The sequence below is a fragment of the Mesorhizobium sp. M0991 genome (assembly GCF_040318915.1).
Lineage (GTDB): Bacteria > Pseudomonadota > Alphaproteobacteria > Rhizobiales > Rhizobiaceae > Mesorhizobium.
In genome coordinates, this window is the sequence record NZ_JAMYNE010000022.1 from 90131 (window position 1) to 109271 (window position 19141).

Here is a 19141-nt window from a genome sequence, read left to right on the forward strand (position 1 = left end):
GCTCCTGTCGGATGCGGGCTTGGCGGTTATCTCCTAGGTTTGCATCATTCGTGCCAACTGTTTTGCTGCCCCCTATTCCTAGAACTTCGGTTGGTTGCTTCTGAAGGCGCCGTACCGTGGTGATGACCCCATTTGTCGGCTTCTCGACATTGTCGCGTCGCAACCAGTGTCGCGGTCATTTCTGTCCGAACCGCTTCAGTACGGAGTCGAACGGGACAAAGGTGCGGCCCGGCGTGGCAGGTTTGTTCGGATCGTGGTCTTTGAGCACCTTGAAGACCCGATGGGTGAGCGGCGAGGAAACCGCGAAGTCCTCGTAAGCGCGTTCGAGCGTCGCGCGCACCCGCGCGGCAATCACCTGGTCGGGCAGACCGGAGAAATCTTCTTCGGCAAGGTATTGGCCCACGCGCTTCATGATATGGAGCCGCGAGACATTCAGCACCTTCGGATCATAGGAGACGCCAAGGACTGCGAAGAACTCCTCCGCAGCCGACAGGCGTTTCAGTCGTGCGAGGATGTCGGTGACATCGATGGGGCGGCTGTCAGCGGAACAATTCATTGCATTCTCCCTGGTCGGAAAACTGTGGTGTCGGTGCGCTCGCGCACGGCTGACCTGGACCCGCACAGCTCCGCGAGGGATGCCTCGCTGCACATTCCATCGTAGAGCTCGACCAGTTGAGTTGCAGTGACGGTCGATTTGGTCTCGGCCGCCTCGCGCCGGACGCGGGCCACCATCGCGGCTGCCAGATCCGGGTCGAGATCGCGACCGCTTTCGCTCAGCACATGGGCAATCGCAGTGGCGCCGGAATGCTTGCCGATGACGATACGCCGGCAGCGGCCCACGAGAGCCGGATCGAGCCCTTGATAAGTACGCGAGTCCTTCAGCAGCCCTGCGACGTGAATGCCGGATTCGTGGGTGAAAACATCGGCGCCGACGACCGGCTTAATGGCCGCGGTCTGCCGGCGGGCGGCCCAAGTCACCTGGGCGGCGAGGTCGGGCAATGCGGTCAGCTCGATGCCGGTATCCGCGCCGTCGAAGACCGCCATCGCGGCGGCCACCTCTTCCAGCGCGGCATTGCCCGCACGCTCGCCGAGCCCCAGGACGGTGACGGACGCATGGCGCGCGCCTGCGCGGATCGCGGCCAGCGTGTTGGCGGCAGCAAGTCCGAGATCGTTGTGCGCATGAAATTCAAGGTCGATTGGAGACTGCGCCACAAGCTGGGCGACAAGTTCGAAGGTCGAAAACGGGTCGAGAACGCCGACTGTGTCGGCTAGCCTGACGCGGCTTGCGCCGGCGCGTGCAGCCGTCTCGATGATGCGGGCGAGATGATCCCGATTGGCCCGCGAGGCATCCTCGCAGCCCACCGCGACGAAGAAGCCGGCGGCGGCTGCGCGCCTCACCATATGTTCGATGACCTGGAGCGCTCCCGCCTTATCGAGGCCGAGCTTGGCGGCAAGTTGGATGTCCGACGCAGGCAGCGATAGATTGATGGCGTGGACGCCGCTCTCGATCGCTGCATCGAGATCCAGCGACGTCATCCGGCACCAGGCCATGAGCCGAACCGGGAGACACCGCGCGACCACGGCGCGAATTGTTTCGATCTCGTCGGCGCCCATGACCGGCGTGCCGATCTCGATCTCTGTGACGCCGGCCGCCGCAAGAGACTCGGCGATCTCCAGCTTTTCCGTCGTGGTAAAGGCGACGCCGGGCGCCTGCTCGCCATCGCGCAAGGTCGTATCGTTGAGAAAGACATGACGGGTCATGAACGGTAGCCGGTTCTGCTGCCGCTCAGGCATAGACCGGATTGACCGTCTTCGGAGGTTCGGTTACCCGGCCCAGAACTGGGAAAGCCACGCAGCTTCTCCACGATTGCCGGCATGACCTCGAGCACCCGGTCGACGTCCGCTTCGCCGTTGTCCCGCGCCAAGGAGAAGCGGACTGCCGCGTGTGGCGTTTTCATCGCGCTCAGGACATGGCTCGGTTCCAGAGAGCCGGAGGTGCAGGCAGAGCCGGAGGAACACGCGATGCCCACGCGGCTGAGGAGGAGTGGAATTCCATCACTTTCGACATGTTCGAAGGAGATGTTTGCGGTGTTGGGCAACCGTTCCAGGGGATCTCCAGTGACACAGGTGCTTGGGATGCGCTGGAGAATCCCGTCCTCTAAACGGTCGCGGAGCGACTTTACCCGTGTGGTCTCGTCGTCCATGAATTTCAAGGCGAGTTCGGCCGCCATGCCGAGCCCGACTATGCCGGGCGTATTCTCGGTGCCAGCACGCCGGTTGTGTTCTTGGTGGCCCCCCTTGATCAGCGAGTGGAAATTGACGCCACGTTTTACGAAAAGCGCGCCGATCCCTTTCGGCCCGTGCAGCTTGTGGCCGGAGAGCGACAGCATGTCGATTGCGGTCGACTTCAGGTCCATCGGAAGCTTGCCGACCGCCTGCACAGCATCGGTATGGAAAAGGGCGCCCACTTCCTTGGCCAACTCGGCAAGCCTGGCCACGGGGAAGATCACACCAGTCTCATTGTTCGCCCACATTATCGAGACGATTGCCACCTGTGGGGTGAGGGCGGCCATATAGGCGTCGAGGTCGAGCCGGCCACGGCAATCCACCGGGATCCTGTGCACCTTGACGCGGCGGGTCTTCTCAAGATGCGCGCAGAGCGTCAGCACGGCGGGATGCTCGACCGCGGACGTCACGATCTCGGTTCGGTTGGGCGCCGCCTCGAGCGCCGAACGAAGCGCTGCATTGTCGCTTTCTGTCCCACCCGAGGTGAAGGTGATCTCATCGTCGAACTCCGCGCCGATCAGAGCTTGCAACTGCCTCCGCGCCTTTCTCACCGCCGCACTGACTGAGGCGCCAAGAGCGTGCGCCGACGAAGGGTTGCCGAATTGATCCCTAAAGAACGGCAACATCGCTTGCACGACCTCAGGATCGACCCGTGTGGTTGCGTTGTTGTCGAGGTAGACAGGTTTCATGTGCGATCCTCAGTTGACCGGAATGACGCGAGCGCGCGACCGCCTCATTGAGCCTCTGGCGTATGCCGTTGATGATGATGGGCCCAAACTGGCAGCCGGCGCAGACGCCCGAGAGTTTGACGTAGACCGGATCGGCGTCGACATGGACAAGTCCGCAGTCGCCGCCGTCAGCCCGCAGGTAAGGACGCCCGAACACGACAACGTTATCGATAAGCCGAATTTGGCGCAGCGGCGCGATTTGGCGGCCAGCAGCTTGGGTGCCACCAGGAACCGAACTGTTTCGGGAGGCGACGTTCTTTGCGTCCTACCTGAAGCGATTGCCGGTCCCAAGATCGGCTTCGACCTTGCCTTGTTCTTGAGGACAGGGACATCTGTTGTGCCGGCCATATAAGCCTCCTCTGCCGCATATGAGTCCGTCGGCGGCAATCGCTTCATGGACCCGCACAGGCGCTTCGGGCGATCAACTGAAGGACTTGCCGCAGCCGCACTTCTCGCGCGCGTTGGGGTTATCGAAGACAAAGCCGGAAGATTCGAGCCCGGTGAGGAAGTCGACGGTCATGCCGGCGACATGCGGTTGGGAGCCCGCGTCCACGAACAGCTTGATCCCATCTGTCTCGGTGATCGCGTCGCCCTCGCGCGACACGCTCTCCAGGCCCATTAAGTATTTGAAGCCGGCGCAGCCGCCGGCCTGGACCATGATGCGAAAGCCTTCCGCCGGCTCGCTGGCGCGGGAAAGAGCAGTCTTGATGGCGGCAACAGCGTTGTCGGTGAGCGTAATCATGGCTCCATTCTCCTCAGTCCGGGACCTGCTTGCGCATCACGCTGCATGCACCGTGCCAAAGCGAAAACCGTTTCAACGCAGCGCGGCATCTCTGACCCTGCGGTGGTTCTTGTGAGTCCATTGCTGCGAAGGTGTCGGCCAACCGACACGTACGTCGGGTTTGTCGGGTCCGCCACGCGGGATGTTGGGCCTGAGTTGTTGGCTGAACTCACATTAAACCAATGACCATTACAGAAGACTCCTTCTGAGCTTGCTTGGGCGCAATTGGCACGGTTTTTGAAGCTCCACTGGCGAGGCGGCAAGAGACTGCCGATCCACAATTGTCGTGGGTGCCCTCGCGAACGATGCGGCGAAGCAAGGGAGCAACATGTCAGGACTGGGTCAGACACGCTTGGTTTGGCGAAGCAGCGCCGCCCGTGGCATCCGAATGACCGATTGGCCGATTGCGACAACACCCACAATCGCTCACCACCGCCCGGTGGCCACCGACCGGCTCGATGAGATTCCATCGGCATGTGCCTGCTCGTGTCACTCGGGTCTCGCCGCTCCGATAGCACCCCCGGTTTTCGCGCGGGTGCGACGACGTGCGCACGCTGTCCAGCGACATTTTGTTCACGGGCTAGCAGCAGATCAGGGTCGAGCATCGCGGCGCGCCCTATCGGCTGAAGACTCACCGGCAGGGCAGCTGATCCTCACACGTAGGTGGAAGCAGGGGTAAGACATGGACCAGCGCGAGAAACCGTCGCCGGACGAAATCCGGCGGGCGTGCGAAGACAATCCGAAAATCCGGGAGCATGATCTCGCCGCTCGATTGGGCATTTCGGAAGCCGAATTGGTCGCGGCGCATTGTGGTCACGGCGCGGTGCGCATCGAGCCGCGCGTCGATGATCTGCTGACCGGCCTCGAAGCGGTCGGCGAGGTGATGGCGGTCACCCGCAATCAAAGTGCCGTGCACCAAAAGATCGGCGTCTACGACAAAGTGGTCACCGGCAACCCGCATGCCATGGTGCTCGGCGACGAGATCGACCTGCGCATCTTCCCGAAAGCGTGGGCGTATGGCTTCGCCGTCGAGAAGCGCGAGGGAGCCGAGATCCGCCGCAGCCTGCAATTCTTTGATGCCACCGGCGAGGCGATGCACAAAGTACATCTCGGGCCCGCCTCGAACCTGCAGGCCTATCAGAATCTGGCGGCAGAGCTCGCATCCTCCGACCAGGAGCCGATCATATCGGTCGAGGCGAGCGGGGCGCTCGATAACGCAGTGAGTCCAGACCAAGCCGCCACGGTCGACGACCTACGCGAGCACTGGAGCCGGCTGAGCGACGTGCATCAGTTCTACCATATGTTGAAGGCACTGAAGCTCAGCCGCTGCCAGGCGATGCGTATGGCCGACGAGGATTACGCCTGGCTGCTCGACAATGATGCCGTTGGCGCCCTGTTCCAACAGGCGGCCGAAGACGAGATGCCGATCATGTGCTTTGTCGGCAATCATGGTTGCATCCAGATCCATTCCGGCCCGATCAAGTCGGTCAAGCAGATCGGGCCGCGGATCAATGTGCTCGACGAGACCTTCCATCTGCATCTTAGGACCCATCACATCCGCGAGGTCTGGGCCGTGCGCAAGCCGACGAGGGACGGTCACGTCACGTCCATTGAAGCCTATGGCGCCGACGGCAAGATGATCATCCAGTTCTTCGGCACGCGCAAGGAAGGCGAACGCGAGCGCAGCGACTGGCGGTTTCTGGCCGAGAGTCTGCCACGCGTTCCCGGTCCGACCGACAGGGATGTGTAGAGTCGACAGGCCCTCGGATTGAACCGGCCGCCATAGGACTCGGCACCACGTTCCGACAGCGGCTCGCGAGGAAATATAGGTCCATGTGCGATAGAGCTTGCCGTGTTAGCGCATACGCACGGTCAGGTGTGCACGCCGGAATTGACCGCATCGATACAGTCAGGCTCGTCGCCGGCCGGATCGCTGCGCACGAGTGCATCGCTCGTCTGACCGGAAATCCTTGCAGCGGCTACAACAACGCATATGCCATCAGCGCCGAACCGAAGCGGAAGCGCGGCCGGGTCTTGTCGGACCGCACCCGAACCTTGCGCTGCATCGCGTCGTTGCTCAATCGGGGCCGTGCGAGCGATCTCCTCGCTCGTCGACCGGAAGGCTGTGCAGCAGCAGCCAAGCCGAACAGCCCGATGTCGCGGACTCGACAAAACCGACCACGGATGTCGGTTGTCGGACGTTGTCCTAAGAATGGTGGACAGGTGATCATCAGCGGCGGGCCTAGTGCAGGCTGGCATTGCTTGGTGCAGCGCCATGGGTACGCCTATCCGGCACGCGACTTGCTTCGACAATTTGATCAGCAGGGCATCATGAGTGCGTCACGGAGCTCAGAGGTGATTGACCAGCCTCTCAACCCTAACGGGGATAAGCGGCGGCTTTGCTTCATGACCGCAGCGCGGCGGAGATGCCCCTTCTGATCGACTTCGCAACCGATCTCATCCGCGCTGGTGCAGGTGGGCTGTATCAGGCGACAGAATCTAGAAGGCGCCCGACAAGAGACGTGCCCATGCTGGAAATCGACTTTATGAACAGCGGTGCAATCTCAATCGAGCCATGAACGCCAATGTAGAGAAAACAAAATGGCGACCAACCCCGTTCCAGATCATGTCCCGCCCGAAATGGTGAGGGACTTCAGCCTGTTTACATCGCCAGGGATGCCACCAACACCCAACGGGGATCCACACGCAGCTGTCGCTTGCGTACATGACGGGCCTCCGATCTTTTACTCCCGCTACAACACGCAAGATGGCCGGGGTACCTGGGTCATCACCCGTGCCGCGGACCAGCGGAAGGTGCTGCAGGACGCAGAGACTTTTTCCAGCCATCGCAGCATCTTCTCCTCCATACTGGGTGAAAACTGGCCGACGATCCCGCTTGAGCTCGATCCACCGGCCCATGGCGTCTTTCGCTCACTGCTCAGTCCGCTGCTTTCGCCAAAGCGGGTGAGGGTGTTGGAGCCGGCTGTCCGCGAACAAGCGATCATGCTGATCGATAGAATTGTCGCATCGGGCACAAGCTGCGACGCGATGAAGGATTTTGCCTTTCCTTTCGCGGTGAGCACCTTTCTTCGCTTTCTGGGGTTGCCCGATGACCGACTCGATACATTCGTCGGCTGGGGGAAAGATCTGCTCCACGGCGACGATAAGGAACGACCTGTGGCTGCCCGGACGATCGTGGCATTCATCGACGAACTTGCAGCCATGCGCCGCCAGGAGGCGGTTGACGATTTCATGACCTTTATCGTGCAGGCACAGGTCGAGGGCCGCCGGCTGACGGACACCCAAGTCCGCGGCATCGGCGTGCTTGTCTTCGTCGCTGGGCTCGACACGGTCGCAGCAGCTATAGGCTTTGACTTGGCGTACCTCGCGCGCAACCTCAAAGATCAGCAATTGCTGCGGAGCGAACCGGACCGCATCCCGCTCGCAACCGAAGAATTGCTGCGGGCCTATCCGCCCATTCAGTTGATCCGCGTGGCTACGAAAGATATCGACTTCGAAGGCGCGCCGATCCGGAAGGGGGACTATGTTTCCTGCGCCACGATGATTGCCAATCGTGACCCGGCGGAATTCGAATGCCCCAACACGATCGATTTGGAGCGGGAGGACAACCGCCACGCAGCGTTTGGCTATGGTCCCCACCGTTGCCTTGGCTCACACCTTGCCCGGCGGGAGATTGTCATTGGCCTGGAGGAGTGGTTGGCGCGCATCCCGACTTTCAGGATCAAGCAGGGTACGGCACCGATAACTTCTGGCGGCCATGTGTTCGGGATCGAAAATTTGATCCTGGACTGGTCTTAGGCCCGCCCCGACCCGGGGCACAGACAATGGAGGCAGCGCCATGCGCATCATCGTCCAAAAGGCCAAATGCCAGGGTCACGCGCGATGCGCGGCGCAAGCGCCGGACATCTTCAAGCTTGATGACGAGGGCTACATCCTGCCTGGTGACATTGAAGTTGCGGAAGGGGAGGAACTGCCTGCATCGCGGGGCGCGCGATCCTGTCCTGAACGTGCGCTGGAACTCACCCGCTGCGCGCTTTGAGGACTCATTCAACCGAGAGTCTGGCGGGCTTGAACCATGTGGCCGCACTCAGCACGCGACCTCTGTCCCGCACGGTTCACGTCCAACTCTGCAGGGGCATTTCCGGCGCCAGTGTTCCCCGTGAGGCGCAAACGGCAGGGCAGGGGTTCGCGAACACCTCTTCCAATCACAGAATTTGCGTCAGAGCCGATGGACCAGACGAGAATTGCCGAACTACTCGACGCGAGGCGACCCGGAGTGCCATACCGAAGAACTGCCCGACCCATGTTGCGGCAGGCCGGGTCTCTGCATGATTTGATAGGACGAAACCAGGAGAACGCACCATATTTGCCCAACATTATGCCCGGCTCAGCACCGGCCAATGGCCGCACATCGAGCTGGAGAGGAGGTTCGACCAGCATGTGCTTGCCTGTGTGCTTTCACGTGCGCTCGAGGAGATCGAGGCCGGCGAGGCGACGGCGACGGAGGCAACCGGACTTTCGCGCGCCGAGTTGCGCGATGTCCTGGTCCGCTGTTTCCCTGCTTTTCCTATCAACGCGTTTGCCTTGAAAGAGGTGAGCGAGCCCGAGCCGGATCTGGAAGAAGAACTTCTGCATGGACTGCTGCTGGCGCATGCCCGACATGGCGACCCGGCGAGCGCCCGCTTCGCCAAGATCATCGCCCGGCGTGCCATGCGCAATGACCACCTCTGGCAGGACCTTGGCCTTTTTAATCGAACCGACCTCGGCCGCCTGCTCGCCTCGCATTTTCCGACGCTGGCGGCCGGCAACACCCAAAACATGAAATGGAAAAAATACTTTTACCGAAAGCTCTGCGAGGCCGAAGGTTTTTCGCTGTGCAGCGCCCCCAGTTGCCGGGACTGCAATGATTTCGAAAGCTGCTTCGGCCCGGAGGAAGGCGAAAGCCGCCTCACACGGACCAAGGACAACGCCTAGGATTGAGAGCCGCTTGCGTCAGTCGTACAGCGTCAGCGCTCGCGCCGCGCCATATGTCTGTTGTCAAATCTCGACGGACGCCATCGTTGAGACGGCCATTTCGGCAGCGATAGCCCTCTTTTCGGCCTCCTGGGCAAGATGACTGGCCGCGACCTGCGAATGGCCCCTGCGGCAAGCAAGGCGCCATAAATAACTGCACCCAGCAGAACCAGTCGGCAAGAACGAACGGAACTGGCCACGTGGACGGGTATATCGAAGCGTCCATTGTTGACGTCAGCATTATACCTGGTAACGCCAGACTTCGACCGATTTTCAGCGGGCCGATAAGAAAGGCGCTCGAAGAGAAGGCGACTTTCGACCTGAACCGGAAATTGCAAAGCTGCAAGCCCAGTTGGAGCAGCAGTTGGCCCGGTTGAAGGATGCAGAAAAGTTGGCGATCAAGCTCAAGACTAATTCTGTTGGCCTCAAACGAATCAACGTCGCCGACGAAGCAATCGAGGTCGTAGACGGTTTCACAGGACGGCGGACATTGCGGTCGGCAGTCTCGTCCCAGCCAAATAGGGCGCGCGCTTCTGCTACTGCGCAAACGCCTCTGGAGTCGATTTTATCAGCTCATTGGCGTGATCTTCAGTTCCTTCGCCACAAAGCCCGGCGGAGAAGAGTATGCTGCCTGGCCTATTCATTCGCCCAAGCCCGCTTGCCACGGCAGCTATCGTTGTCATTTTTACATCAGACGATCGTCTCGTGAGCAGTGGACCGCAGAGTTGCGAAGACGCAGTTGCCCTTTGCTTCTACTGTGCATAGAAGCCATTTGTGCGGGCAGAGGTACAAAATCTGGGTGCGGTGCTGTGGGAATAAAATTCGAAAAGCTAAATAAACTGCGAGAGTCTCTGCTAGAGGCAAATCACGATTTCCGCGCCAGCACCCAATTGTTCAATAGCTTGGATGTCGCGAAAATTGATCGCGAAATGGATCTTGGAGATCGCGGAAAGCAGCGGGGCGAGGCGAACCAACCTCCGAAGGCGGCCAAGAATTTCGACGACGTTGAGCATGCAGTCATCGAGAGGGTCGAGGACGAAAAAAAGGCGGCACACCACACCCTCGAGGATAGCCTGCAGCTTCTCTCCGGACGTTTGGCGGGCCTCGACTTTGAAGAGCAATTTGGTCTGATCCGTCAGGCGAACGCCGCCAGTGTTTCTGATTTCAAGGCCTCGATCGCGGTAGGCCTGGACGAACTTCACGGATTGCGAAAATCGCTCAACGACGCGGAGAAGGAGCACGCCTGGTTCAAACAGAAGCACGGGCTTGTGCGCGCCGTTAGGATTCAGCACGGAGCAGCCTACGTTTTCCGAATTTCCTTGCTGATTTTCCTGTTTCTGATTGAAACGGCGATGAACGGAAATTTCCTTGCCAAGGGAAATGAACAGGGATTCTTTGGCGGGCTCCTCGAAGCCGCCGCGTTCTCGTTTTTGAACATCGGCGCCGCACTGCTGTTCGCAATATTCTGTGCACGCCTGGTGACTCACAGATCGGTTTTTGTGAAGTTGATCGGCGCGCTGTCGATAGTGGCCTATGTTGGCTTGGCGTTGACCATAAACCTAGCGCTTGCGCATTACCGCGAAGTCAGCGGATCCTTTGTAGACGGAGCCGGCGTCGAGGTCGTGCGCAGCATGCTCGCCAATCCCGCCGGCCTTATGGACGTGAAATCCTGGCTTCTGTTCGCGATCGGCCTCATGTTTTCGATCTTTGCGTTTATCGATGGCTGGTTCGTTCTAGATCCATACCCGGGCTATGCGGGTGTCGAAAACAGATTGGTCGCTCGCAGGGAAGACTACATCGAGCGCAAGAGCGAGCTCATCGAGGCTCTGCAAGAGGTGCGCGATGAGCACAACGAGAAGGTGGAGGACATCGTCAAGCGGCTGGGGAGCAGACGCAGGGAGCATCGGGCGATCATCGATCATCGGTCGAGGCTGCTGACGCTCTTTGCGCAGCATCAAGACCAGCTAGAGCGAGCCTGCAACCAGCTTCTCGCAAAGTACAGGGAGGCCAATATCCAGGCCCGCACAGAGCCAGCGCCAAGACATTTTGTCACGCCCTCCAGACTCGAGCGCATAAAACCCCTGATATCGTCCGACGATGAATGGAGCGAGAAGGACCTGAGCGCCTCAATTCGTGACGCGCAGGAAGAACTCAACGCTCAGGTGCGGCTCATCGGGCTGGAATGCGAGCGCGGGATCGAACAGTACCGAGATCTCGACAAGCTTCATCCGGACAGCGTGAATGGCTAGGCGGGGCCGCAGAAGAAAGAAAGGCAGTGGCGGCACCATTGTCGCAGCCGTCGGATTGGCCGTGCTGTCGGCTGCGATGCTGGCCGGTTTTGTTTGGATGTGGTCGAGATCCGGGAAGGACCAAATCGACGCCAGCACGAATTGCCCGTTGGGCGGTCCTGTAAGCCTGACGGCGGTCTTGATCGACGCCACCGACCCGATTTCGCCAATAACCATGGCGGATCTGAAGAATGAATTCCGCAAGACCATTGGGCGCGTCGAGCCTGGCGGCTATCTGAAGATATTGACGCTGGGCGCGACGCCCGGCGACCTGACTGTGATGTTTGATGGATGCAATCCGGGCGATGGCTCGACGGTCGATAGCTGGACGAACAATCCGTCTCGGCGGCAGAAGAAATGGGAAGATGCGTTCGAGGACCCGTTGACGAAGCTTCCCGACCAGATTCCCAATGGAGAATCCGCGAGCCAATCTCCGATCATGGCCGGAATTCAGAAAATCAAACTGTCGCTATTCGATAGCGGTTTGGCGAAAGAGAAGACCGCAAAGCGAATAATAGTCGCGTCAGATATGATTGAACATACGGCGCTATACTCACAATATCGTTCGGGCCTCGATTATCAGAAGTACCTTGATAGCGCGGCTGACAGGACTTACGGGACATCGCTTGATGGCGTTGGGGTCACGTTACTCTACGTCGACAGGGCGAAGAAGCCATTTGGCTCTTACGAACATGCAGAGTTCTGGACCCGGTGGGTTCAAAGCCATCATGGTGATTTTGAGAAGCTGGTAGGATTGGAGGGGTTAAACTGATGGCCAAGAAGCGAGGGGAGTCGTTCTTAGGACATCCGAGCCTGCCCCTTGTCGTCTTTGCGACGCTAACCCTGGGTGGCTGCGTGTTCATCGCAATAGCCAAGCTGTCGGGCGTAGACCCGATAATGGCGGCGAGCGCACCGGTGTGCCTGATGCTCATCTATCTTGCCGCGTCCGTCTTCACCGGCAAGCTACGGCTCCACGATGAGCAAACTGGCGACAATCTCTACTACATGGGTTTCCTGTTTACGTTGACGAGTCTCGGCGTATCGCTGTTTCAGTTTGGGTCCGAAGGATCCACTGACACAATCGTGCGGAACTTTGGCATCGCCGTGACGTCGACGATCACCGGCATTGCTCTACGGATCTTTTACAATCAGATGCGCCGCGATCCTGCCGACATCGAACGGACGGCCAGGCACGAACTCGCGGATATGACGCGGCGTGTAAGAGCTGAGATGGAAAGTGTAACCAGGGAATTCGCTGACTTTCGCCGCGTCAGCAATCAGATGTTGGAGGAGGGTTTTGCCGAAATTGCCGTCCAAGCGGAGCGGAACGGAGAGCACATAAGATCGGCACTGGATAAAATCGCGATGGAATCGATCAAACCGGTTCAAGAGGCCTCGGGAAAGCTCAGCAACGCTTTGAGCGATAATTTTGGGCAGATCGAAAGTCAGTTCTCCTCGATCGCACAGCGCCTCGAGGCGGCAGCCGATCTGCTCGACAAAGCCAACAGCTCAATGTCCTCTTCAGTTCGCAGACTGGGTGAACAGGCCGACAGCGTAGCCACCAAGTTGGAAAAGGTTGTCGTCCCCGATGAGGTCCTTAAGAACGATCTGGTGCCGATAGTAAAACTCCTTGGCAGCGCGGTCGCTCAGTATGCTGTCAAAACAGAGACGGCTTCGCAGGAACAGCAAGGCCGCATGGCTGGCATCGTGGATGCTGTGGCTAAAGTGGCCGCAGGTGTGGAAAGGGCTGTGGCAGCCGCAGAGCAAACAGCGGAGAGCGTTCAGGCACAACAGCGCTTGACCCAGGCGCTTGCTGCAGTGGTGCAAAAGCAAAGCAAGGACACCGGAGACCTTGTCGCAACCTTGGCAGGAAGAACCCTTCACGCGCCGAGGCCTGTTCCCCCTCTCAACGCTCCTATCGCGATCGAACAGCACCTGGCAGATCTGGTCGCAAATGACACCGTCGAGAGCGCACCGATTAGGGTCGAGCCTGCGCCCGAACCAGACGCTTTCCAATCTCTGGGAAGCGAGCCTCCCGCCGAACGAACGGAACCGCGTAAGCGAACCAGTTGGTGGGGCAGGTGAGCGACGCTGGTGGGACTTCGGTCGCCTTCGAGCGCAAGGGTTACGGCCGCGGTTTGATACTGGGCCTGACCATGGCCGAGACGATGCTGCTTTTGGTGTTCTGCCTGCTGCTAGCAGCCGGTGCTATCATCACGAAAAAGCAGAGAGAGACCGATGAGGCACTCCGAGCCGCTCAATCAAACAAGGAAAACGTGCAGAGGCTCGAAGCCGAAAACAAGCGGCTTCTGGCTCAGATAAAAGCGGTGTTTCAGCCCGCGAGCGGAGGAACCGTTCCCGACGAAGAATGGCGCGAGCTGGTCCTGGCCAAGGATGCTGTTAGGTCGGTCAAGGAAGCAGGTATTTCCCTGGAGGAGGTCGTGCGAAATGCCCCTGTCGCGAAGGTCCTTGCGAACAACGACATAAGCGTTGACCAGGCTAAGGCCATGATAGATGCGGCGAAGGTCTTGAAAGAATTTGGTTACATCGGCTCCGACAAAGGGCTGCAGGATCTGACTGACGCGCTCAAGAAGGCTGCAGAGCAGACGCAAGCAGCAAAACCTCACGACTGGCCGCCGATAATTAGTCTTAGCGAACTGGATGGCTATAATTTCGATACCGGAAGCGCAGAGCTTTCGGATCCGTTCAAAACAAAGTTGCGCGATCTTGCGAAGACAATCGCCGGCACTGCGACCTCTTACGGTGTCGACGTGATTGAGGTGATTGGACACACGGACGAACAGGCAATGGCGGGCGAATCCTCCAACATGGACAAGGGGCTCCAACCGGTCCTGTCAGGGAAAGTGGAAATCGGCTCACTCCATCCCGCCGACAATGCCGGCCTTGGGCTGGCGCGCGCGATTTCAGTTACAAGTGTGCTCAGTGACATGCCCGCATTAAAGGGGTTTACGATTTTGCCGATGTCTGGTGGTCAGCTCATCCTGCCCGGCGATCATCTCACCGACGGAGCGCAGATGGGCGATGTGCGGGCTCGAAGGCGCATCGAGATTAGGGTGAGGCAGCGATCAAAATTGGCGCCGGTTGGTGGCGCCAAGCCATGAATGGGGACGAGAGACTGGCGCCTTAGCCGGTACGGCAGTTGAGTTGGGGGATTGGGCTATGGGGTTTTACGTTCGAAAATCGATCAGTGCGGGACCATTCCGCTTTAACTTTTCGTCCGGCGGGGTTGGCGCTTCCGTTGGCGTGAAGGGCCTCCGCATCGGCACTGGGCCACGAGGTCACTACATCCACGCCGGCGTCGGTGGGCTCTACTATCGTGGCACTTTAGGCAAGGCTAGCGCCAAGAAGGTAGTCCAGCTCTCTCAAACCCCATCCGCGCCGCAACCCCGTCCACAATCGTCGCCCCCGGAGTACGTCTCTGACGGCGTCGTAATGAGGGAAATCGAGTCCCGCGATGTGGTGGAGATGCTTGATGAGACATTTGCCAATGTGCTCGATGAAATCAATGCAAGGCAATCGCAGACGCGGCTGTCCGTAGCACTCGCGGTTCTGTTCGGGATTGCAGGTTTCCTTGTGGGGACCAAGCTCGGAGGTGCCGCACCGGCGCTGGGCGTCGGTGCCGTTGTGCCGGGTATGCTCATTGGCAGTTTGACAGCTACCGCCGGGTAAGCGTGCTCTATTACGATCTGGAAAAAGACGCGGAGGCTGCCTACGGGCGACTTGTCGGCGCGTTCGAAACTCTCACTGGCTGCGCAGGGAAATGGCATGTCGCCGCCGGCGGCAAAATAGAGGAACTGACGGCTTGGAAGCGAAATGCGGGCGCGACGATGTTGGTCGACAAAAAGCCGACCACGCTTGAAAGCTCCTTGCCTAAAATTGTTCGTAGCAACGTCACTCCACCTTCGCTCCATGTCGGCCGGCAAGTCCTTTATTTCATGCCAGACCTCGTCTTGGTGAAGGACGGAAACCGATACGGCGCAGTCGGATATGCCGATCTGCAGACCCAATTCGCCCCGAGTAATTTCATCGAGACCGGCAAAGTTCCATCTGATGCGGAGATCGTGAGCTACACCTGGGCTCACCCAAACAAAAACGGCGGGCCCGACAAGCGCTTCAAAGACAATCGGCAGATCCCTGTCTGCCGCTACGAAGCGTTGCGGTTTTCTAGCCCGTCCGGACTTAACGAGCTGGTGGAATTTTCCAAGACAAACGTCAGCCAGCCCTTTTGCCAGGCTCTATCGGCACTCGCGCAATTGCATCGAAGCTCCGACCGCCAATCCATAACGCTGAACGCGCACTCAAGGGACTGATAGTGGCGATGGCTCAAAGCATGGCCAGGTCAGCAAACGCCTTCGCATGGAATCCCATCGCTATCTCGATCCAACTTGCTCCCCCATGAGCAGTTGGCGAGATACCAACGCGCTTCTTCGCAAGATGAGATCTCCGTGCAAAAGCGGCGAGGTTGGCATGAGTAGCTCTGTGCTACTTGGCGACGGCTGACAAGCCCAAGGGGGCTTTTGGTTGGGCTCGCAGATTCGGCATGTTGTTCGCGCCAATCCCAAGGGTTGTCAAAAGTCCCAATCCAGATTCCAACCTTTGCGGTTTCAGCATTAGTTTGCTGTTGCGCATAGGCGCCGTAGCTATAGCGGGGCCAGTCCAAGGCTCGGCCATGTTCGACCATCCAGGACGCGACGCTGACACCGTCCGCGCGCCGACAATCACCGACGAAGCGACGGTACCGATCCCATGAAACAAATGTGCATTGGACAGGCTGCGAAGCCGCAAGGAAATTCGCCAGTGCTTCGGCCGCCTGGCGCCCGCAGGGGTATTGATGTGCGCTAGCGTCATTGCAGTATTGGCGGCTTTCGGGTGCATCGATGCCGTTGAAGCGGACGCGCTGCCCGTGGATCTCTATCGTGTCTCCATCAATCACCGATGCTATGCCTACAATCGGCGCCGGTCTCGACCCGGTCGAGTTTGCTATATCCAGACCGCGTAACTGGTCGCCCGAGCCTGTAAAATAGTGGGTCGCGTAAGCAGCCAAGGCCACCACCATCACCAGGATCAGAGGCAAGGGCACATCTGGAAAGAAACGTCTGCGGACGATTGGTTCCGCGCCGCGCCTTGGTCGCGCGCGGCGACGATGAGAATAGCGATTGTTATTCAATTTCCGATCCTTTGCGAAACGCAGGCTGCATGATTTCTAACGTGCCTCTGCACGCTTCGTAGGCGCCTTTTTCGCTGGCGCTGGTTTGCCTTGTAGTTCGGCGCTTTGAACACCATGGTGCCTTCGCAGATCAGCCCGAAGTCACGACTTTGTAGTTGCCCTTTTCGTGAACACGACCATCTTTCCGCGCTGGAGCCTACAAGTTTTCTCGGAATGCAATTAGGAGGGCCGATTGAAAAAGAAGTCGGCTTGCGCCAGTTGGTCGTGGCCGGCGAGGCAGATGCCAGAGCTGCCAACACCTCGTCCAGAGGTATGATGGCATTTTGTCCGAAAGGGAACCTCGAGATCAAGGTGGGGATGCGAAGTGTCCGGAACATTAAACAAACATCCGCAATTTTCCACTAAGCCGCGGTGCTCACAATACTAAAACGATTGAAGTGTTGGTGGCAGCCATTCGAAGTTGAAAAACGAGCATTTTATGTTGCGGACAGCCCTTGTGTAGGCTCTATGTGTCCAGCCTATCAGGGGGGTGTGAGTGTCGGAAGTTGAAAAATCGGTCTTCCAAAGCGATCTGCCTTTAAAGGAAAAGCTCGAGCGAGCCAGGATGGAATTGCTCGACCTTTCTGCTCGCAACCGACTTTTGAATGTGCCACGGTTTTCAAAGAGCGCGAAGACGATCGATATTGTCGACGAGAGGTCGTCTGAGATCTATCGATTGCTGGTGAGCGAAGGAAAGGCTTTTACCTTCCTGGCCGGCAAGCCGGATCGGCCGAAGGCAGGCCAGGTTGAAAGCAGCCCTCCAGACGAGGAAATCGACTATTCCCCCGTTGCTCTTGCTCAGCCTGAGGACGAAGGATTCGACGATAGAGGGGTATCTGCGCGACATTCTGACACCAAGCTTCAGACGAGGATGACCCCAACGGGGCTGCAGCGCCGGCTCCTTGATCTCTACCACGATGCCCGCACACTTGAGGAAGAGCAGGGCGTCAATATCCTCTTTCTGGCCCTTGGCATGCTGAAGTGGATTGACCCGAACAACAAAGAAAACATCCGTCAGGCTCCTCTCATTTTGGTGCCGGTACGGCTTGAGCGAGGGGCCGCTGGAGAAAAGTTTCGGCTGCGAGCTCGTCCGGAAGATCTTACCGCAAACCTCTCCTTGGAACTCTATCTCGACCGCATCCGCAAGCTCGCCCTGCCGCGTTTTGAAGTGGGAGACGACTTCGACGTCTCGGCCTATCTCGATGCCGTTGCCGAAGCAGTGTCGACGAAAGAGGGTTGGCAGGTGCTTGCCGATGATATGGTGCTCGGCTTCTTCTCGTTCGCTAAGTTCTTGATGTACCGTGACCTGGATCCGGATCTCTGGCCGGATGGCGCAAAGATTATCGAACAACCGAAGATCCGCTCGCTTCTTTCAGATGGTTTCGAAGCACGCGAACCGCTGATGTCGGACGACAATGCGATTGATCCGCATATTGCGCCTGCCGAAATGTTGCATATCGTCGACAGTGACAGTTCTCAGACGCTGGCGATCCATGATGCAAGAAAAGGTCGCGACCTCGTTATCCAAGGTCCGCCTGGGACAGGAAAATCGCAGACGATCGCAAACATTATCGGGTCGGCCGTTGCCGACGGAAAGACCGTGCTGTTCGTGGCCGAAAAAATGGCTGCGCTGGAAGTCGTGAAGCGACGGCTTGATACTGCCGGAGTGGGGGACGCCTGCCTCGAGCTCCATAGTAACAAGGCGAACAAGCGCATGATGCTGGAGGAGCTGCGGCGCACCTGGCAACTCGGATCGCCTAGGGGACAGCTTCCTTCTTCCCTGACTGAACGCCTGCTGGAGGCTAGGGATAAACTCAATGCACATGCTACAAGGATGCATGTTCCGTATGGAGCCTCCGAACTCACCGCTTATCAGGTTCTAGGTCAGCTGACCCGCCTAAGGCAGGCCGGTCAGAAACCCGTGGACATCGAACTTACGGACGCCACAAGCTGGACAAATGATGGCGTTTCGCAACGTCGCAAATTGCTCGATGAGGTCTCTCAACGGATCAACGAGATCGGCTTGCCCATCCACCACCCATGGAGGGGAGTTGGCCTGGATGTCGTTCTTCCAACGACCATTGAGAGGCTCGTCCCACGCATCGCGGCGTTGCTGGATCAAGCCAAGGCGCTGCACGCCAAACTGGTCGATATTGCTGAGCGGATCGAGGCCGAGCCTCCGCAAATTCTCAGCGACAGCGGTGAGATAGAAGATCGCGCTGAACTTCTTGCGTCCGCGCCTGGGCTTCCTGCCGAGGCGCTCGTCTCGCCGGTATGGGATGAGCGTCCGAAAGACACTTCATCGCTTCTCTGGTCAGGAACGGATTTCAACCGCAAATCCGAGGAACTGTCGGAGCAGTTGGTGGCGACGGCTATCGACACGCCAATCGAAGGTCTCGAGACAGAGCTTGCTAAGCTTCCTTCAGACTTTCCGAAAGATGGTTTCGTTCGTGCGCGCCAGCTAACCGTGTTGCTCCCACGCTTACGGGAAGAAGCTGAGCGGCTAAATCAAGAACTGGGGTCTACGGTTTTACCGGACACGCTTGCAGGACTCCTCAGGCTAGTGATGACCGGCGAGAGAGTTGCGGCAGCCCCCGATGCGAGCCCTGAGGCATTCGCAGCCACAGTTTGGGACTCCGGGCTGGAACAGGCTGGTGACCTTGCCGACAGCGTAGCAACGCTAGAGACTGCTAGAGCCGAGCTTCAGGGCAGTGACGTGCTCCCCGTTTTGTCCGCGTCTATAAGTTAGCCCTGTTCACGTTGTGATCCTTGACGGATCGGGTTGCATATTCAAGCG

The 19141-nt window shown here is 58.8% G+C and carries 17 protein-coding genes; 11 read left to right on the plus strand and 6 right to left on the minus strand.

Going from position 1 to position 19141, the window contains the following annotated elements; translation table 11 throughout:
- Positions 1 to 175: 175 nt before the first annotated feature.
- From nifW to NKH70_RS26150, 5 genes are all read right to left on the minus strand, one after another.
- Complete coding sequence (gene nifW / locus NKH70_RS26130; RefSeq protein WP_353026406.1) at positions 176 to 556, minus strand: nitrogenase stabilizing/protective protein NifW; 381 nt, start codon at positions 554 to 556, stop codon at positions 176 to 178.
- Positions 553 to 1761, minus strand: coding sequence for a homocitrate synthase (nifV, locus tag NKH70_RS26135; RefSeq protein ID WP_353026407.1), 1209 nt, complete (start codon positions 1759 to 1761; stop codon positions 553 to 555). Before nifV ends, nifW begins: the two co-directional genes overlap by 4 nt.
- Entirely contained in the window at positions 1758 to 2975 is a 1218-nt protein-coding gene (gene nifS / locus NKH70_RS26140) for a cysteine desulfurase NifS (protein ID WP_353026408.1), read from the minus strand. The genes nifV and nifS overlap by 4 nt, the downstream gene beginning before the upstream one ends.
- Entirely contained in the window at positions 2926 to 3171 is a 246-nt protein-coding gene (locus NKH70_RS26145; protein ID WP_352472419.1) for a NifU family protein, read from the minus strand. The genes nifS and NKH70_RS26145 overlap by 50 nt, the downstream gene beginning before the upstream one ends.
- A gap of 264 nt (positions 3172 to 3435) precedes the next feature.
- A complete protein-coding gene (locus NKH70_RS26150) occupies positions 3436 to 3756 on the minus strand; it encodes a HesB/IscA family protein (protein ID WP_023678237.1) in 321 nt (106 codons plus the stop codon).
- A 721-nt stretch (positions 3757 to 4477) separates the two neighbouring features.
- Here NKH70_RS26150 and NKH70_RS26155 point away from each other — a divergent pair.
- From NKH70_RS26155 to NKH70_RS26205, 10 genes are all read left to right on the plus strand, one after another.
- Positions 4478 to 5545: a hemin-degrading factor gene (locus NKH70_RS26155; RefSeq protein ID WP_352591396.1), complete on the plus strand. Its 1068-nt coding sequence runs from the start codon at positions 4478 to 4480 to the stop codon at positions 5543 to 5545.
- An 851-nt stretch (positions 5546 to 6396) separates the two neighbouring features.
- Positions 6397 to 7614: a cytochrome P450 gene (locus tag NKH70_RS26160; protein ID WP_353026409.1), complete on the plus strand. Its 1218-nt coding sequence runs from the start codon at positions 6397 to 6399 to the stop codon at positions 7612 to 7614.
- A gap of 40 nt (positions 7615 to 7654) precedes the next feature.
- Positions 7655 to 7855, plus strand: a complete 201-nt coding sequence (locus tag NKH70_RS26165; RefSeq protein WP_352491466.1) for a ferredoxin — start codon at positions 7655 to 7657, stop codon at positions 7853 to 7855.
- A gap of 323 nt (positions 7856 to 8178) precedes the next feature.
- Positions 8179 to 8790: a nitrogen fixation protein NifQ gene (locus NKH70_RS26170; RefSeq protein ID WP_353026418.1), complete on the plus strand. Its 612-nt coding sequence runs from the start codon at positions 8179 to 8181 to the stop codon at positions 8788 to 8790.
- Positions 8791 to 9644: 854 nt separating this feature from the next.
- Complete coding sequence (locus NKH70_RS26175; RefSeq protein ID WP_353026419.1) at positions 9645 to 11078, plus strand: hypothetical protein; 1434 nt, start codon at positions 9645 to 9647, stop codon at positions 11076 to 11078.
- On the plus strand, positions 11071 to 11889 hold the full coding sequence (locus NKH70_RS26180; protein WP_352517088.1) for a hypothetical protein: 819 nt from the start codon (positions 11071 to 11073) through the stop codon (positions 11887 to 11889). Before NKH70_RS26175 ends, NKH70_RS26180 begins: the two co-directional genes overlap by 8 nt.
- Complete coding sequence (locus NKH70_RS26185; RefSeq protein WP_353026411.1) at positions 11889 to 13202, plus strand: coiled-coil domain-containing protein; 1314 nt, start codon at positions 11889 to 11891, stop codon at positions 13200 to 13202. The genes NKH70_RS26180 and NKH70_RS26185 overlap by 1 nt, the downstream gene beginning before the upstream one ends.
- Positions 13199 to 14239 (plus strand): OmpA family protein, encoded by a 1041-nt coding sequence (locus tag NKH70_RS26190; protein WP_352979427.1) that lies wholly within the window; start codon positions 13199 to 13201, stop codon positions 14237 to 14239. Before NKH70_RS26185 ends, NKH70_RS26190 begins: the two co-directional genes overlap by 4 nt.
- Before the next feature lie 58 nt (positions 14240 to 14297).
- Positions 14298 to 14807 (plus strand): DUF4236 domain-containing protein, encoded by a 510-nt coding sequence (locus NKH70_RS35860; RefSeq protein WP_502908399.1) that lies wholly within the window; start codon positions 14298 to 14300, stop codon positions 14805 to 14807.
- Between the two features lie 2 nt (positions 14808 to 14809).
- Positions 14810 to 15448, plus strand: a complete 639-nt coding sequence (locus NKH70_RS26205; protein ID WP_353026413.1) for a hypothetical protein — start codon at positions 14810 to 14812, stop codon at positions 15446 to 15448.
- A 29-nt stretch (positions 15449 to 15477) separates the two neighbouring features.
- Here NKH70_RS26205 and NKH70_RS26210 read toward each other — a convergent pair whose 3' ends face one another.
- On the minus strand, positions 15478 to 16305 hold the full coding sequence (locus NKH70_RS26210) for a thermonuclease family protein (RefSeq protein ID WP_353026414.1): 828 nt from the start codon (positions 16303 to 16305) through the stop codon (positions 15478 to 15480).
- Between the two features lie 535 nt (positions 16306 to 16840).
- Between NKH70_RS26210 and NKH70_RS26215 the strand changes: the two genes are divergently transcribed.
- A complete protein-coding gene (locus NKH70_RS26215) occupies positions 16841 to 19093 on the plus strand; it encodes a DUF4011 domain-containing protein (protein WP_353026416.1) in 2253 nt (750 codons plus the stop codon).
- The last annotated feature ends 48 nt before the right edge of the window (positions 19094 to 19141 follow it).

Bases quoted from the DNA above. Each gene is read 5' to 3' on its own strand.
- nifS (WP_353026408.1), bottom strand. From the start codon at position 2,975: ATGAAACCTGTCTACCTCGACAACAACGCAACCACACGGGTCGATCCT.
- NKH70_RS26180 (WP_352517088.1), top strand. From the start codon at position 11,071: ATGGCTAGGCGGGGCCGCAGAAGAAAGAAAGGCAGTGGCGGCACCATT.
- NKH70_RS26155 (WP_352591396.1), top strand. From the start codon at position 4,478: ATGGACCAGCGCGAGAAACCGTCGCCGGACGAAATCCGGCGGGCGTGC.
- NKH70_RS26150 (WP_023678237.1), bottom strand. From the start codon at position 3,756: ATGATTACGCTCACCGACAACGCTGTTGCCGCCATCAAGACTGCTCTT.
- nifV (WP_353026407.1), bottom strand. From the start codon at position 1,761: ATGACCCGTCATGTCTTTCTCAACGATACGACCTTGCGCGATGGCGAG.
- nifW (WP_353026406.1), bottom strand. From the start codon at position 556: ATGAATTGTTCCGCTGACAGCCGCCCCATCGATGTCACCGACATCCTC.
- NKH70_RS26165 (WP_352491466.1), top strand. From the start codon at position 7,655: ATGCGCATCATCGTCCAAAAGGCCAAATGCCAGGGTCACGCGCGATGC.
- NKH70_RS26160 (WP_353026409.1), top strand. From the start codon at position 6,397: ATGGCGACCAACCCCGTTCCAGATCATGTCCCGCCCGAAATGGTGAGG.
- NKH70_RS26185 (WP_353026411.1), top strand. From the start codon at position 11,889: ATGGCCAAGAAGCGAGGGGAGTCGTTCTTAGGACATCCGAGCCTGCCC.
- NKH70_RS35860 (WP_502908399.1), top strand. From the start codon at position 14,298: ATGGGGTTTTACGTTCGAAAATCGATCAGTGCGGGACCATTCCGCTTT.